Origin of the sequence: Chryseobacterium camelliae (assembly GCF_002770595.1) — a bacterium.
Taxonomy (GTDB): domain Bacteria; phylum Bacteroidota; class Bacteroidia; order Flavobacteriales; family Weeksellaceae; genus Chryseobacterium; species Chryseobacterium camelliae.
Map to the genome: position 1 here is coordinate 1,479,986 of NZ_CP022986.1, position 14,923 is coordinate 1,494,908.

At 41.5% G+C, this 14,923-nt stretch carries 15 protein-coding genes; 4 read left to right on the top strand and 11 right to left on the bottom strand.

What is annotated here, in order from left to right; translation table 11 throughout:
• The first annotated feature begins 19 nt into the window (after positions 1–19).
• A complete protein-coding gene (locus tag CGB83_RS06770; protein WP_100077526.1) occupies positions 20–1,285 on the top strand; it encodes a DEAD/DEAH box helicase in 1,266 nt (421 codons plus the stop codon).
• A gap of 28 nt (positions 1,286–1,313) precedes the next feature.
• On the opposite strand, the gene CGB83_RS06775 is transcribed toward CGB83_RS06770, so the two are convergent.
• The 9 genes from CGB83_RS06775 to CGB83_RS06815 form a co-directional block, all read right to left on the bottom strand.
• Positions 1,314–2,108: a class I SAM-dependent methyltransferase gene (locus tag CGB83_RS06775; RefSeq protein WP_100075130.1), complete on the bottom strand. Its 795-nt coding sequence runs from the start codon at positions 2,106–2,108 to the stop codon at positions 1,314–1,316.
• Positions 2,105–2,875 carry a TatD family hydrolase gene (locus CGB83_RS06780; RefSeq protein WP_100075131.1) on the bottom strand — a complete coding sequence of 257 codons (771 nt, stop codon included), beginning with the start codon at positions 2,873–2,875 and terminating at the stop codon, positions 2,105–2,107. The genes CGB83_RS06775 and CGB83_RS06780 overlap by 4 nt, the downstream gene beginning before the upstream one ends.
• 7 nt (positions 2,876–2,882) lie before the next feature.
• Positions 2,883–3,407, bottom strand: a complete 525-nt coding sequence (locus CGB83_RS06785; RefSeq protein ID WP_100075132.1) for a DUF4269 domain-containing protein — start codon at positions 3,405–3,407, stop codon at positions 2,883–2,885.
• Positions 3,408–3,415: 8 nt separating this feature from the next.
• The gene (locus tag CGB83_RS06790) at positions 3,416–3,733 is read right to left on the bottom strand and encodes a hypothetical protein (RefSeq protein ID WP_100075133.1); all 318 of its coding nucleotides are present in this window, start codon (positions 3,731–3,733) and stop codon (positions 3,416–3,418) included.
• A 6-nt stretch (positions 3,734–3,739) separates the two neighbouring features.
• On the bottom strand, positions 3,740–4,693 hold the full coding sequence (locus CGB83_RS06795; protein ID WP_100075134.1) for a GSCFA domain-containing protein: 954 nt from the start codon (positions 4,691–4,693) through the stop codon (positions 3,740–3,742).
• 56 nt (positions 4,694–4,749) lie between these two features.
• The gene (locus CGB83_RS06800) at positions 4,750–5,721 is read right to left on the bottom strand and encodes a polyprenyl synthetase family protein (RefSeq protein ID WP_100075135.1); all 972 of its coding nucleotides are present in this window, start codon (positions 5,719–5,721) and stop codon (positions 4,750–4,752) included.
• A gap of 266 nt (positions 5,722–5,987) precedes the next feature.
• Complete coding sequence (locus tag CGB83_RS06805; protein WP_100075136.1) at positions 5,988–7,130, bottom strand: inorganic phosphate transporter; 1,143 nt, start codon at positions 7,128–7,130, stop codon at positions 5,988–5,990.
• Between the two features lie 15 nt (positions 7,131–7,145).
• Positions 7,146–7,784: a DUF47 domain-containing protein gene (locus CGB83_RS06810; protein WP_100075137.1), complete on the bottom strand. Its 639-nt coding sequence runs from the start codon at positions 7,782–7,784 to the stop codon at positions 7,146–7,148.
• Between the two features lie 149 nt (positions 7,785–7,933).
• The gene (locus CGB83_RS06815; protein WP_100075138.1) at positions 7,934–9,622 is read right to left on the bottom strand and encodes a DEAD/DEAH box helicase; all 1,689 of its coding nucleotides are present in this window, start codon (positions 9,620–9,622) and stop codon (positions 7,934–7,936) included.
• 239 nt (positions 9,623–9,861) lie between these two features.
• Here CGB83_RS06815 and CGB83_RS06820 point away from each other — a divergent pair, with 239 nt between their 5' ends.
• The 3 genes from CGB83_RS06820 to CGB83_RS06830 all read left to right on the top strand — a co-directional run bounded on the left by CGB83_RS06820 (position 9,862) and on the right by CGB83_RS06830 (position 12,951).
• On the top strand, positions 9,862–10,527 hold the full coding sequence (locus CGB83_RS06820) for a DUF2461 domain-containing protein (protein ID WP_100075139.1): 666 nt from the start codon (positions 9,862–9,864) through the stop codon (positions 10,525–10,527).
• A gap of 127 nt (positions 10,528–10,654) precedes the next feature.
• Entirely contained in the window at positions 10,655–11,449 is a 795-nt protein-coding gene (locus tag CGB83_RS06825; RefSeq protein WP_100075140.1) for an FkbM family methyltransferase, read from the top strand.
• A gap of 2 nt (positions 11,450–11,451) precedes the next feature.
• Entirely contained in the window at positions 11,452–12,951 is a 1,500-nt protein-coding gene (locus CGB83_RS06830) for a lipopolysaccharide biosynthesis protein (protein WP_100075141.1), read from the top strand.
• On the opposite strand, the gene CGB83_RS06835 is transcribed toward CGB83_RS06830, so the two are convergent.
• Complete coding sequence (locus tag CGB83_RS06835; protein WP_100075142.1) at positions 12,944–14,011, bottom strand: hypothetical protein; 1,068 nt, start codon at positions 14,009–14,011, stop codon at positions 12,944–12,946. The two genes, CGB83_RS06830 and CGB83_RS06835, sit on opposite strands and share 8 nt — an antisense overlap.
• 31 nt (positions 14,012–14,042) lie before the next feature.
• A complete protein-coding gene (locus CGB83_RS06840; protein ID WP_100075143.1) occupies positions 14,043–14,897 on the bottom strand; it encodes a glycosyltransferase family 2 protein in 855 nt (284 codons plus the stop codon).
• Positions 14,898–14,923 lie beyond the last annotated feature (26 nt).

A 14,923-nucleotide genomic window follows, 5' to 3' on the forward strand; every position in this document is an offset into this window, starting at 1 on the left:
TAATGATAAAACAATTCATTTGAATTTTACAGACTTACAACTCATAGAACCTATTGCCAAGGCAATTGAGGAACAAGGATACACCAGCCCTACGCCTATTCAGGAAAGATCGATTCCTGAAATCCTGAAAGGAAGGGATTTTTTAGGTTGTGCCCAGACAGGAACAGGAAAAACCGCAGCATTTGCCATTCCTATCCTTCAGAATTTAACTCAGAGAAAAACTCCCGGAAAACATATTAAAGCCCTTATTCTAACGCCTACCAGAGAGCTTGCCATACAGATTGAAGAAAACATCCAGGCTTATGGAAAATACCTGCCATTGAAGCACCTCGTTATTTTTGGCGGTGTGAAACAGGGAAACCAGGAAATTGCGCTTAGAAAAGGAGTAGATATTCTGGTTGCGACGCCGGGAAGACTGCTGGACTTTATCGCCCAGGGAATCATCAGTCTTAAAAATCTTGAAATTTTTGTCCTGGATGAAGCAGACCGTATGCTTGATATGGGTTTTGTGCATGACGTGAAGAGGATCATCAAGCTTCTTCCCCAGAGAAGACAAACGTTATTCTTCTCTGCCACCATGCCTGCAGAAATCCAGAAGCTGGCAGGATCGATCTTAGACAATCCTGTAAAAGTGGAAGTTACCCCGGTCTCTTCAACAGCGGAAACCATTAAGCAGTCGGTATATTTTGTTGAAAAGGAAAATAAGCTTGACCTTCTTACCCATATTTTAAAGAATGATATTTCAGATTCTGTATTGGTATTCTCAAGGACTAAGCATGGTGCCGATAAAATTGCACGGAAGCTGCAGAAAGACAATATCACCACAGAAGCCATTCATGGGAACAAATCTCAGAATGCACGCCAGAATGCCCTGAATAACTTTAAATCGGGTAAAACAAGGGTATTGGTGGCTACGGATATTGCAGCGAGGGGGATTGATATCGATGAACTTAAATATGTAGTTAATTTTGAGCTTTCCGATGTTTCCGAAACGTATGTGCACCGTATTGGAAGAACCGGAAGAGCGGGCGCAGAAGGAAGTTCTATTTCCTTTGTGGACGGACTGGACCTCGTCAATCTAAAAAATACGGAAAAGCTGATCGGAAAAAAGATCCCGGTCATTAGAGACCATCCTTTCCATACGGACGATCTTGTTGCGCAGAAGAGGGATTCCAATAATAAACCTATGGGAGCGGGAATGCAAAGGCCGAAACCACCGGTGAAAGATAAAGCTTCGGTAGGATTTAAAAAGCCTAAGAATAAGAACTTCACCAGAAAAAAATAAAAAATAAAACCTTTCATTCTGAAAGGTTTTATTTTTTCCGGAAAATCCAGATATCTTGTTCCGGGCGGCCATTGTTCATAAATGAAGGTATATGTTCCATCACTTCAAAGTCGGAAAATAATTGCTCTACATACTCATCAGGATGAAACGCAGAATAGGTTCTATGTCCTTCTTTTACATTGCCTCTTACGACCAGTTTACCATTTTCAAATTTTCTTACCTCTTTTTCGGTAAGAATCATTTTAAACAAGTTACCTTGCAGGGAAAGAAGGAGGATACCGCCTTTCTTTAATACTCGTGTCAGTTCATTTTTCCAATCATCATGCAGTTGTTCTGATAAATGCGTAAAAATGGAAATTCCATAAACGAAATCAAAGAACTCGTTTTCATAGGGCAGTTCGGCTTTCAAACCATTTAAATTAAATGTGACATTGTTTATGTTACTTTTATTCCATGCGATTGAATTTTCATTATAATCTGTCGCATAGACCTGACATCCAGGTAAAAAATCCGACATGTGGCGCACTACTCTTGCAGGACCACAACCCCAATCCAGAATATGAAGTGTCTCAACAGAAGTATATTTTTTTAAGATCCCGACAAATCTCTCTGCAGTAGACCTCCCACTTTTATAATAACTTTCATAATTGATATTGAAAGATTCGTACATCAGATAATCCGGTGGAAATACAAAATTCGGATACTGAGACTGAAAAGTTTTATTTTTGCTTTTATTTTTGTTCTTATAAATATAAAACCTCAGCTTATCCGCTAAAAACAGCAAATTTAATCGCCTTAGAAGATTAGAAATTTCAGCTTTCATCTTTGCGTATTAAATATTTTCATTGCGTTTTCTGTAGTGATCCTGTCAATTTCCGAAAAGTCCTTCCCGTAAATGTTCACCAGCTTCCCGGCAACGAGATCCAGGTAACTGCTTTCGTTTCTTTTCCCCCTGTGCGGTACCGGAGCAAGATACGGAGAATCTGTTTCCAGGACGATTTTCTCCAGCGGGACTTCATGCAGGAACTGATCGATCTTACCGTTTTTAAACGTAACTACCCCACCGATTCCCAGGATAAAATTAAGGTCGATGGCATGCTTTGCCTGTTCCAGCGTTCCGGAAAAACAATGGAAGATTCCCCTCAGTCTGGGATGCTTTTTTCTTTCCAGGACTTCGAACGTCTCATCAAAGCTTTCCCGGGTATGGATCACAATCGGAAGATCCATTTCTATGGCCCAGTCGATCTGCTTTTCAAAGGCTTGAATCTGGATGTCCAGCGTAGTTTTATCCCAATACAGGTCGATACCGATCTCACCGATAGCCGGAAAAGTCCTGCTGTCCAGATAATTTTTAACCGTTTCCAGTTCTGCCTCCCAGCTTTCAGGCTTAACGTAGCAGGGATGCAGCCCCATCATCGCGTAAACATCTCCTGGATATTCCGCTTCCAGTTCCAGCATCTTTTCGTGGGATGCGGAATCTATCGCGGGCAGGTAAAATTTTGTAATTCCTTTGTCTAAAGCCCTCTGAATGGCTTCTTTCCGATCGTCATCAAATTCTTCTGCATATAAATGCGTATGTGTATCAATCATTTCTTAATCATTTTAGCAGGTCTTCGTAAGGATCTTCCAATCCCAGCAAAAGACCGAAGGCAGGCTCCGTTTTGACGCCCTTCCTTTTCAGTTGTATTATTTCCTGTTTAAAACCGTCTCCTTTTTCTTTTAAAATGCGGTATTCAGCGAGCATATGACGGTACGCATTCTGCTGAACCGACGGTATATCCTGTCCGAAAATTTCAACCGGGAAACCGTCCAGCATAAAGTTCAGAATAATGGATGCCTCCCCGTTGACCATCATCTTCTCAACAGCAATTTCCACATCCGGCGGAAAGATCTTTTTAAACATCAGCTTATCTAAAAAATCTTCTTCATAGGTAAGATCTACCTGACAGATAATATCCAGATCGCTTCCTTCCACATCGATCCCGATAGGTATAGTTCCGGCCAGCACCGGTGAATACGCTTTCAGTTTTTCAAAAATCCGGTATCTGGTGAGCACCTCATAAGCCTTTCTCTGTATTTCGTTTCCTTCCTTCAGATAATCAATGGCTGTAAAATCAATCATAACAGAGCTTACTGGAAGTTGACATGGTTAAGCACATCCTGAGTGACATCCTTTCCTCCGGTAAAATTCGTATAGAAAGCTCCTATCGTAAAGATCGGGCCGAAAGGAAACCCCCACCATCCGAAAAGGAAATTGATCATGCTGTACTTCCAGCTGTACGATGCTGTGGATTCACCGGCTCTGATGAAATAAATATCACTCCGCTTTCTGGTCGTCAGGATGATGATGGATATCGTATAGGAAAACATGATGAACTTTGCTCCTTTAGCCAACTCCTGATTGACCTGATCTGTTGTTAACCCTTCTATATTTTTTATTGACGGCATATCTGTCTACGGGAATATTTTGTATTTTACTTTTTTCTGCTGCTGTTCTATCCTCAGATTCAGTTTTTCTCTGAATTCTATGTACTTCGGGTCTTTTTCATCGGCTGTTGTATGAGCCAGGGCTTTATTAATGCTGAAATTTTCCCTGATGAACGTTTTCGTATTCTCTGCAAACCATGCACTGCCGAATTTTTCAAAAATATACAGGACTGCCTGAACGCTTGGATGGATCATATCATCTTTATAGAAACGGTAATCTCTCAGGTCATCCATCATGATCTCATAGACCGGCAGGTAGTGGCAGTTATCAAACTGTTCAATCGTTTCATGTACTGATGCTATAAGCTTGGATTTACTCAGCTGGTTTTCCGTCATGCCGTCTTTGGTATGGCGCACCGGGGATACGGTAAACAGGATCTGCACATCATCTTTACAGATGTCGTCCAGGTTTAAGACCGTATTATAAATGGCATCAGTAATTTCCTGATGGGTCAGCAACCTCTTTTCAAAGAATTTCTGAGGAATCTTGTGGCAATTGGCGACCAGCTTCTGCTTAGGCAGGAATTCATAAATAAACGAAGTCCCATAGGTGATGATTACCCAGCGTGTTTCCTGCAGGAACTGGTTTCCATCGGCAATATGATGATTGATCTTATCCAGCGTCTGATGGATATACCGGCTGTCGAAACCTGTATGGTGATCCAGCGAGATGTATTCTTCGTTAAAAAGAATGAGTTCCTCTTCCGTATAAAACTCAGAATCGTGAAGCCGCTTGACCGCATTGGCAATCGAAAACGGATTAAAGACCGTCCCGAAAGGATTGCTGAGCGTCTGCAGCTGACCCTGGCGGAACAGGTCCGACATTTCCGAAGCAAAGCAGGAACCGATCGAAAATATTTTATCTTCAACCTGAATCTTCTTCTGCGATTCCCTGAGCTCTACTTCGGTACGGAATTTCATTAGGTTAATCCGGATTTAAAATTTCAAAATGAAATATGATCTCATTTTCAGGTGTATCAGCTTTCCCTTCTCAGAAGGTAGTTAGCCAGCTCTGAAAACGGTTTTTTCTTTTCTTCCGGAATATCGATTTTTTCCAGATAGCTCTGCCCTATCTCATTATGCTTTTCAATCAGTCGCAGGGCTTTTTCATCCACTTTTGCCCTCCTGAAAATCTTTTCTACTCCGTAAACTTTATCGATGTTATCGGTTTTCTTGGAATACCAGTAATCCAGTTCCTTACGTTCTTCCTCTGTTGCATGTTCTTTTGCCAGGAGGTAAAGTACGGTTTTCTTATTTTCGTAAATATCTCCTGCATGTTTTTTACCGAACTGTGCCTGGTCCCCGAAAACATCCAGGTAATCATCCATGATCTGGAAGGCAATACCGATATGCTTCCCAAAGTTGAAGATCGCTTTAGCATCTTTAAAGTCTGCTTTGGCAATTAGGGCACCGATTTCAAACGAAGAGGCACTCAAAACTCCTGTCTTATAGGTAATCATTCTGATGTAGTCATCGAAAGTGACATCTTCCTGGGTCTCGAAATTGATGTCATACTGCTGGCCTTCGCATAAAAGCAGTCCTGTATGGGTAAATATCCTGATGCAGGCTTTGAAAATCTCCGGTTCAAGGTCTTCAAAAAACTTGTAGGCTTTCAGCATCAGTCCGTCTCCGGAAAGGATTCCCACATTGATCCCGTGCAGTGTATGAATCGTAGGCTTGTTTCTTCTCAGCGGTGCTTCATCCATGATATCATCATGGATCAGGGTGAAGTTATGGAAAAACTCAATGGCCAGTGCCGGCTTGATTGCCTGTTTCAGATCGCCGCCAAATAAATCGCATGCCATGAGAACCATAATAGGACGAAGGCGTTTGCCCCCGTGCGAGATGATGTAGTTCATGGGCTCATACAATTCTGCCGGCTTGTCTTTAAAGGTATATCTGGCAATAGCTTCAGCAACAATCTGCTGATATCGGTCTAAAAATTCCATACAATCTAATCGTTTAAACAAAAATACAATTTTTAAAGGAGCCTACAGAAGCATTTGACAACATTTGTAATCAAAAAAAACATCTGAAAATGGCACTTTGTTGATTTTATTCTAGCAGGAGAACAGTAAAGCACCAATATATGATTTACGGCCGTAGGCTGATCCGCTTATCCGTCCGGAAAAGATGAGGACAATAATTCATAATCCAGATGCAAAAAAACTTTGCCCGGCCGGACAAAGTTTTTTTATGGTATTTAAAATTTGTGTTAAGATAAAAAGGTAACCAGCAGATAGGTAACCCCTGCCACAATAGCGGAAATCGGAATCGTTAATACCCATGCCCATAGCAGGCTTACGGTAATCCCCCATCTTACGGCAGAAATCCTTTTGGTCAGTCCTACCCCAATGATGGATCCTGTAATGGTATGTGTAGTAGATACCGGGATACCGAAATGGTCTGTAATAAACAGGGTGATCGCCCCGGCTGTTTCAGCACTTACTCCTTCCAGCGAAGTTACTTTGGTAATTTTTGTTCCCATGGTTTTGATGATCTTCCAACCTCCGCTCATGGTACCCAGACCAATGGCAAGGAAAGATACAAGAGGTACCCAAAGGTAATGTTCGGCAAAATAATCAAAACGTTCTGCAGAAGGAATGTTCAGGTAAATTGGGTCCTGAAGCATGTTCACATGGTAATAGATCAGTGCAGCCCCGATGATTCCCATTACTTTCTGGGCATCATTAAGACCGTGTCCCAAACTGAATAGCGCCGAAGAAGCCAGCTGCAGCCTCTTGAAAGACTGGTCTGCCTTATGCGGGTTTGACCTTTTATACAGGTGTACAATGATCAGCGTAATGATGATTGAAATAATCATCCCGATGATCGGTGCCATGAATATAAAAAGGAAAATAGGGATTACTTTATCAAATTTCACCACACTCTGGGTCGTTACCTGGTGGGCCGCCTGTTTCAGCGTATCCCAAAGTCCAAGGGCAGGCTGTGCAGCGGCAACATCATGATAATCCATCATGAATGCATGCATCAGAGCAGCTCCGAGAAAACCTCCGATCAGCGTGTGGGAAGAGGATGACGGGATCCCGAACCACCATGTGAGGAGGTTCCAGGCAATAGCAGCCACCAGTCCGGAAAAGATCACTTCAAGTGTAATGAAGTTTTCATTAACGGTTTTAGCAATCGTGTTACCGATCTTAAACTCACCGATGATGTAAGCAGCGATAAAGAAAGCGGCAAAATTCCAGAGTGCTGCCCAGAGAACAGCCTGAAAAGGGGTTAAAACTTTTGTAGAAACTATGGTCGCAATTGAATTGGCCGCATCATGGAAACCGTTGATATAATCAAAGATCAGGGCTAAAGCAATAATAACCGTCAGTAAAATAGGAAATTCCATTTCTGTTGTATTCTTTTAAGCGTATTTAATCATGATGTTCTCAATAGTATTGGCAACATCTTCCGCTTTGTCGGTTACTACCTCAAGATAATTAAGTACGGATGAAACTTTGATGATGTTGATGGCATCATTGGTTTCGAACAGTTCTACCATAGAATTGGAAAGAAGGTCGTCCGCAATATTTTCAATGGAATTTACTTTGATACATGCTTCCTTTACCTGCTCCATATTCTTGAAACCTTTAAGGTTCTTCATGGCATTCTGGATCTCAAGACAGGCTTTGTGGATCAGCAGCGAGAAATCTGAGTAAGCCTTCATCTCAGGAGACTTGTACAGGAAAATATATTTTGTGGAAGCATAGATATAATCGGCAATATCATCCAATCCGGTAGCCAGCGTGTGGATATCTTCCCTGTCGAAAGGAGTGATGAAATTTTTACCCAGCTCTACGAAGATTTCATGTGTAAGTTCATCATTCTTATGCTCATAGTCGCTCATTTTCTTCAGCATGGTATCGTCATTAAGATCGAAATCCTTGATCCCGTTGTTGAATTCCTCAGACATAGCCACCAGGTTTTCTGTCACTTTTTCGAAAAGAACGAAGAAGATTTTATCTTTAGGCTGAAAAGCGTGGAAAATATTACCAATTCCCATTGTATCGTTTTTATAATTTCGTGCAAATTTCTTAAAAAAGAGGCTTACCCAAAAGCATATAACATTAAGTTTTGTTAACATTGAATATCCTATGGACATGCACAAAAAAAAACCGGCTGAAAAGCCGGTTTATATTATTGATAATGAGTTTAGTTAGCCTCTTCAGCCCTCATATCTTTTCCTCTGAATTTCATAGAAGAAATATTGCTTAAAAGGTCTCCTTTGAACGATTTTTCAATCTCAAAGAAAGAAAATTTATCTAAAATTTCAATATCGCCTATTTCAGCTCTTTTCTTGCTCTTTCCGTTAGATGTTGCTTTGTTGATGATATCCAGAACGTCGAGTTTTTTCAACTGGTCTTTTTTACCCAGATTGAAGAAGAACCGTACCATGTCTTCATTTTGTTTTCTCGGCTTTCCTCCGCGGTCTCTTCTTTCTCCTCTGTCACTTCTGTCACGGTCTCTGCCTCCTCTGTCACGGTCTCTTCTTGAACCTCTGTCATCATCTCTGCTGCTCAGTTTCTGTTCCATCAGATCATGTCTGTCTTTGTAGTACAGGGCAAGATCTTTCAGCTGGAACTGAAGTAATTTATGGGCAAGTTCCTCTTTTGTGAATGCTGATAAATCAGGAATCAGGGAATCATCGAACTCAAAGAAATCTTCGTGGATCTCAAAAAGGCTTTCGAAAACACCTCCTACCTGAGCTTTAATGATATCATCTCCGGTAGGGATTTTCCCTTCGTTGATTTCAATTTTGGTAACCGCTTTGATCTGCTTCAGCTTTCTGCTTTCTTCAGGCTTGATCAGGGAGATCGAAACCCCATCTTTTCCCGCTCTACCTGTTCTTCCGCTTCTGTGAACGAAAACTTCAGGATCATCCGGTAAAGAATAGTGGATCACGTGCGTTAAAGAGTTTACATCCAGCCCTCTTGCAGCTACATCCGTTGCCACAAGGATGTCGATGTTTTTCAGCCTGAATTTCTTCATCACCGTATCTCTCTGTGCCTGAGAAAGGTCTCCGTGAAGCGCGTCTGCTGCATAACCGTTCTGCATTAAGAAATCGGCCACCTCCTGGGTTTCCATTCTGGTCCTGCAGAAAATAATGGAATACTGGTTCGGGTTAGAATCAATAAGACGCTTTAAAGCTTCTTTTTTCTGACGGTACCCGGCAACATAATATTCGTGTTTGATGTTTTTCTTAACCTCGTTAATAGAACCTACCGAAATTCTGTGCGGCTTTGTCAGGTAATTTTTTGAAATTCTTTCCACTTCTTTGCTCATGGTGGCAGAGAACAGGAAAGTCTGCTTGGTTTCAGGCGTTTCGCTTAAGATGGTTTCCAGTTCGTCTTTGAACCCCATGGAAAGCATTTCGTCGGCTTCATCTAAAACCAGCCAGTGAATCGCAGAAAAGTCAAGTGCTTTTCTGTTGATCAGGTCGATCACCCTTCCCGGAGTTCCCACAATAATCTGCGGTTTGTCCTTTAGGGATCTCATTTGGTCCATAATACTGCTTCCACCATAAACTGCTGTAGTTTTGATGTCTTTCATGTACTTGGAGTAATTTTTAATGTCTTTGGTAATCTGAAGACATAGTTCGCGTGTCGGACAAAGCACCAATAGCTGGATTTTGCGACTCGTATCGTCAATCATATCCAAAATCGGAAGCGAAAATGCTGCTGTTTTGCCTGTCCCAGTCTGCGCAAGTGCGATCAAGTCGCGGATATCTGAAAGAATGAAAGGGATAGTCTGTTTTTGGATTTCTGTCGGGCTTTCGTAACCCATTTCGCCAATTGCCTTTAGAATGTCAGGACTTAAATTGGTCTCCGTAAATAAATTCATTAAATATTATAAAATTTTTGCAAAGATACAATTAATATTTGAATATCATTTAATTTGATGTTACATTAATGGTAATTTAACATCTCATTCCCGAAATACTTATAAATTATCCGCAAAAAAAGGTATGTTTTTTTATGTTTAATTTAATAATACCGGCACTATACGCATCAATTAAAACGTGCTTTACTCATCTGGATTCATCATCTTTTTGCTTATATTTGATAGAAACTCTATCTACTATGCCCGCAACACTTTCCCCGGATGTTTTCAGCTTCCTGAAAAAACTCACCCTTAACAATACCCGTGAATGGTTTAATGACCATAAAGATCTGTACACACAGTCCAGAGACAACCTCATTGAATTCCTTGAGGACCTGATGATGGAAATGTCCCGTTTCGATGAAGAACAGGCTAAAACAGATGCCAAAAAAGCACTGTTCAGGATTTACCGCGATACCAGGTTTTCCAAAGACAAGTCTCCGTACAAAACCAATTTCGGGGCTTCCATGGGAATGGGTAAAGGAAACCAGAAAGCCGGCTATTACCTTCATATAGAACCCGGAAAATCTTTTCTTGCCGGCGGCATCTACATGCCTGATACTGCTGTCCTCAAACAGATCCGCAAAGAAATATCTGTATACAGTAATGAGTTCCTCGCTATCCTGAATAATCCGGATTTCAAAAAATATTTCCCGCAGCTCGACCAGGAAAGTAAACTGGTGAAGGTTCCGCAGGGTTTTGAGAAAGATGACCCTATGGCGGATTTCCTGAAACTAAAAAACTTTATCGTGGTGTATAATCTGAAAGACCAGGAGCTTATGGACAAAGAAGCGGTGAAGAACCTGGCTGCCATCTATGAAACCATGAAGCCTTTGAATGATTTCCTGAATACTGCTTTATCCTGATCGGTCATGCAAGGGAACATATTTTTCAACTACAAATCAGCATTGTGCAACTTTGATGCAATATCGGCGCGGTTTTAACAGGTCTTGGCATTTTTGTTTATATTTGCTGACAGTTAAAAGGCTAAACATGTCCCTATACCAAAGAATTGCGGAAAAACTCCAGTATATAAGCCCTGCTTTTTATAAAAAAAGGTTCTTTAAAAACATCTCACATCTCAGCCGGAATAATTTTTCAGCGCGTAATGTGGAACCTGAACTGGTGTGGATCAAGGAATACCTTCCCGCAGATGCCGTTATTTTTGACATCGGGGCCAATGTAGGCACTTTTCTGTATCAGCTGGAAAACAAGCTCCAGCATCAGAATATTTTCGGATTTGAGCCTAATAAAATCCTGTACGAAAGACTCAGGAGGCTGTTTCCTCAGATGAGGATTTTTCCGCTGGCGCTTTCTGATGAGAATACCACTGCTACTTTTAAGGTTCCGGTCATCAACGGACAGAAAGTTGCCTCCCGCGGAACCCTGAATACCTCCTACAAAGAAAAAGGAGAAGAAAAAAGCTTTACCGAGCAGGTCACGGTAGTACAACTGGATAACTGGGCAGCTCAACAGGATCTACAGCGCCTGGATTTTATCAAAATCGATGTGGAAGGAAATGAAATGAAAACCTTAACGGGGGCCAAAAACACGATTACCCGCTTCTTTCCCACTCTCATGGTAGAAATGGAACAGAGGCATCATGACACCCCGGTATGGAATGAAATTGCCCTGATTGAAAACTGGGGATATGAAGCCCGCTACCTGGACCGTGAGACATTTACCTTAAAAAAGCTTACCCAAGCCATTTTGCAGGAGAATTCTGATGACGAAAAAAACAAAAAGGAATACATCAATAATATTATTTTTATCCCTAAAAGCCATTAAAAATGAGTGTAGTAGCAAGACAAGGGTTTAAATATTCTATTATTGGTTATATCGGTTTCCTTTTAGGTACCGCTTCCATTTTTATTTTCATGAACAACCTGACGTTCTATGGTACGCTCAGGTATATCATGCCTGCTGCTGAAATGCTTGTCCCATTTGTTGTTTTTGGAATTTCTTACGCCAATGTTAAATTTTTCCCACAAGCAGATAAGGACGGCAAACGACAAAACATGCTATCGCTTTCCCTGGCTGCAGTTTTCATCAATTTCATCATTTTTCTGATTGTCTTTTTTCTTATACCCTATTTTTTTCCCGGATTCAAACATACCAAAGCCTGGAACAGCAGGGGAATCATCCTTCCGCTCACATTGCTGCTATCATTCTGTGCTATCTTCAATAAGTATATTTCAAACTATAAAAGAATTGTTGTCTCCAATATTTTCGATAATCTTTTTCCGAAAATAGCCAATCTGGGATCTTTTCTGATTTTCATGTACCTGGCTTCAAAGTATGCCGAAAGTTCAACTGTACCGGAAAACACTGCATTGATGTTCTTTTTTGGAATGTTTGTACTGATGTTTGCCGGGTATGCTTTTTACACCAACAAACTTGAAAAAATCAGGTTCGACTTCAGCACAGATTATTTTAAAAAGGATGATTTCTACAAAGAGTTTGCGGCCTATAGTTTCTTTGGATTTTTAGGAACTTTTGGAAATTATCTTGCCATCAACAACTTCATGATCGGTGAATTTTTAGGCATGGAGGAAAACGGTATTTATTCGACGCTGTATGCACTGATTTCACTGATATCGATCCCACAGCTCGGGCTGTTCAATATTTCTGCGCCCATCATCAGCAAAAACCTGATTGACGGTGATATGGAAGGCCTGGACCGGTTCCATAAGAAAACTTCTCTGACACTTTATTTTTTAGGCGCCGTTTTATTTTCCTGTATTATGGTAGGTTTCCCTTACCTTACTCATTTTATGCCTAAAAACGGCGTGCTATTAAGGGAATACGAGCCGGTAATCTGGATCTGGGGATCTGCGGTGCTGGTTGACCTCGCCACGGGGTTCAACGGGAATATTATTTCGCTTTCCAAATACTACAAGTTCAATATTGTCGTGATGCTCCTCCTGGCCGGATTAACCATTGCCCTGAATCTCTATTTCCTGAAGCACACGGACCTGAAACTGATCGGTATTGCATTATCTACGGCGATTTCCCTGACGACGTATAATGTCATAAAAATTGTTTTCAATTACTTTATGTTCAAGGTTTCACCTTTATCTATTGAGATGATCTTCGTTTCGATCATTTGTACTCTGGCGATCACAGTTGCCATTATTTTACCGGAAGTCAACAATAATTTCATTAACCTTGTTTATAAACCTCTGGTCGTTTTAATCCTGATCTTTATCGGAAATCATTTTACGAAAGTATTCCCGATAGAGGATTATGTCAATGCAAAATTCATCAGAAGCCTCCTTAAGTTCAAGTAGCCAGGCTCTTCAGCAGATCTTCCAGATCAGTACGGACCTTCTCAGGATTATAATGTCCTTTAAAATCAAAGCCGTATTTTTTCAGGTGGTTCAGCTGTTGCAGAAGGTCCTGCTCTTCCGGCACAATAAAGTCCAGTGAAGAAGGATATGCCGGCGGGAATACCGCAGGCTTGCCAAAAGTAATCGCATCGCCGATGTTCCCTGTCATTTTGGTCGTTCCATATTGTTCGGGCTGACTGAAAAATTCAGTTTCCGGCTGTACCGGGCACCATAAAACGTCCGCTTTCCGCATCCAGCTTCCAAAATCAGCCTGTGAGACTCTTTCACTGAAATACCGGATGGAAATGTATTCTAAAGAGTGCTCAAGACCTGCAAGATCATCAAGTAAAGGTCCTGCTGCTTTTCCCAGAAAAACAAATTCAACAGATTGAGCCCGGATACTACCGTTCCTAAAATTATTTTCCCATTCTCTGATCACCTTCAAGACCCTCAGGTAATCCCTGCGCTGCTGCGAAACCCCTCCGGGAATAACTACCGTAAGGATTTTACTTTCCGCACGCTCCGTTTCCTTTGTGTAGAACAGAGGCAGGTACAGATACCGTCCGGATGATAAAGCCGGATCGAGGACGAGAAGGTTGCCTGCTTTCTGATACACTTTGCCTGCAAGCAGCAGGCCTTCTTTCAGGAACAGTTTCAGACGGTAGAGACGGTCCGCCCTGAATATGCTTTTGAGTAAGGCAAAAGGGGAAGCTTTGGAAAAATTCAGGTTATGAACAATCACTGCAGTAGGGTATCGCTCGGTAATGACTTTAAAGGTGTTGAAATACCGGTGAACCGTTCCTATGACCATCAGGTCATACTTTTTTGTTTTAAGCTGATCCAGGATCAGGGAACTGTCTGACATGATTATATTCTCAGTTTCAACATTGCTCAGCTGGCGGTATATTTTTTCAGAAAAATAGTAATCCACCGTAAAAGATTTGGAACCACGCATGACTTCCACAAAGTTTTGTGCAATTTCCGCATGGGTATCCAGTTCTATGTAGGCGAGTTTTTTCACGATCAGTGTAGTTGCTTTTTAAAGAAAAACTTTAGCTTTTCAGCCATTTTTTCTTCAGGGTCTTCCAGCGATGGCTATTGATGACTTTCTGCTCGTCAGGCGATATTTTCAGCGCTTCCTTCCGTGAGCGGCAGCTTTCATAAGCCCTGACAATCTGTATAAAAAATACAGGCGACCTGCTTTTGAATGCTTCTTTGAGCGAAGCAATGTAGGCAAAAGTTCTGTTCAGTCCTAAAAAGTAAAAATATTTCCCGTAATACTCAGCAGGCCGTATGGTGTAATCGGCTCCTTTGGTTTTGATCAGCTTTACATGCAGTTCGGGCAGCACCACTTCTTTCCAGCCCTGATGCTCAAGGATAATGGAATCGATGTTGTCCCATCCGAGTGTCTCTCTCAATCCTCCTATTGCCGTATAACATTCTTTACGGTAAGCTTTTACAGGACCTCTTACATGATGCCTGCTGGAATTGCCCTCGTAAACCCAATTGTCCTCTTTTTCAACATACAGCAATCCACCAACAAGTCCGTAATCAGGATGCCTTTCAAAGGCTCCGGCAACCGTTTCAAGGTAATGATCCGGAAGAATAATGTCTGCATCAAATTTACAGATGATGTCATAGTCATCCGTATTTTGGGTTTCCAGCCCTTTTTTAAATGCCCTGACGACTTTGGAGCCGGGCTGGTGACCGGATTTTTCAAGGTTAAGCGTTACAAAACGGCTGTCGGTATCGGTATATTGGCTGACAATATCAGAAGTACGGTCTGTGGATCCGTCATTCACCACCACCACTTTAAAATCCCTCCGGCTTTGCTGCTGCAATGCCTTCAAGGTAAAGCCAAGATGATGCTCTTCGTTATGTGCCGGAATAATGATTAAGAACCTCACGGTAAAAGAATAAGTATCGTATTGAA

Coding starts and splice junctions, on each gene's coding strand:
- CGB83_RS06775 (WP_100075130.1), bottom strand. CDS start 2,108: ATGAAAGCTGAAATTTCTAATCTTCTAAGGCGATTAAATTTGCTGTTT.
- CGB83_RS06780 (WP_100075131.1), bottom strand. CDS start 2,875: ATGATTGATACACATACGCATTTATATGCAGAAGAATTTGATGACGAT.
- CGB83_RS06785 (WP_100075132.1), bottom strand. CDS start 3,407: ATGATTGATTTTACAGCCATTGATTATCTGAAGGAAGGAAACGAAATA.
- CGB83_RS06790 (WP_100075133.1), bottom strand. CDS start 3,733: ATGCCGTCAATAAAAAATATAGAAGGGTTAACAACAGATCAGGTCAAT.
- CGB83_RS06795 (WP_100075134.1), bottom strand. CDS start 4,693: ATGAAATTCCGTACCGAAGTAGAGCTCAGGGAATCGCAGAAGAAGATT.
- CGB83_RS06800 (WP_100075135.1), bottom strand. CDS start 5,721: ATGGAATTTTTAGACCGATATCAGCAGATTGTTGCTGAAGCTATTGCC.
- CGB83_RS06805 (WP_100075136.1), bottom strand. CDS start 7,130: ATGGAATTTCCTATTTTACTGACGGTTATTATTGCTTTAGCCCTGATC.
- CGB83_RS06810 (WP_100075137.1), bottom strand. CDS start 7,784: ATGGGAATTGGTAATATTTTCCACGCTTTTCAGCCTAAAGATAAAATC.
- CGB83_RS06815 (WP_100075138.1), bottom strand. CDS start 9,622: ATGAATTTATTTACGGAGACCAATTTAAGTCCTGACATTCTAAAGGCA.
- CGB83_RS06820 (WP_100075139.1), top strand. CDS start 9,862: ATGCCCGCAACACTTTCCCCGGATGTTTTCAGCTTCCTGAAAAAACTC.
- CGB83_RS06825 (WP_100075140.1), top strand. CDS start 10,655: ATGTCCCTATACCAAAGAATTGCGGAAAAACTCCAGTATATAAGCCCT.
- CGB83_RS06830 (WP_100075141.1), top strand. CDS start 11,452: ATGAGTGTAGTAGCAAGACAAGGGTTTAAATATTCTATTATTGGTTAT.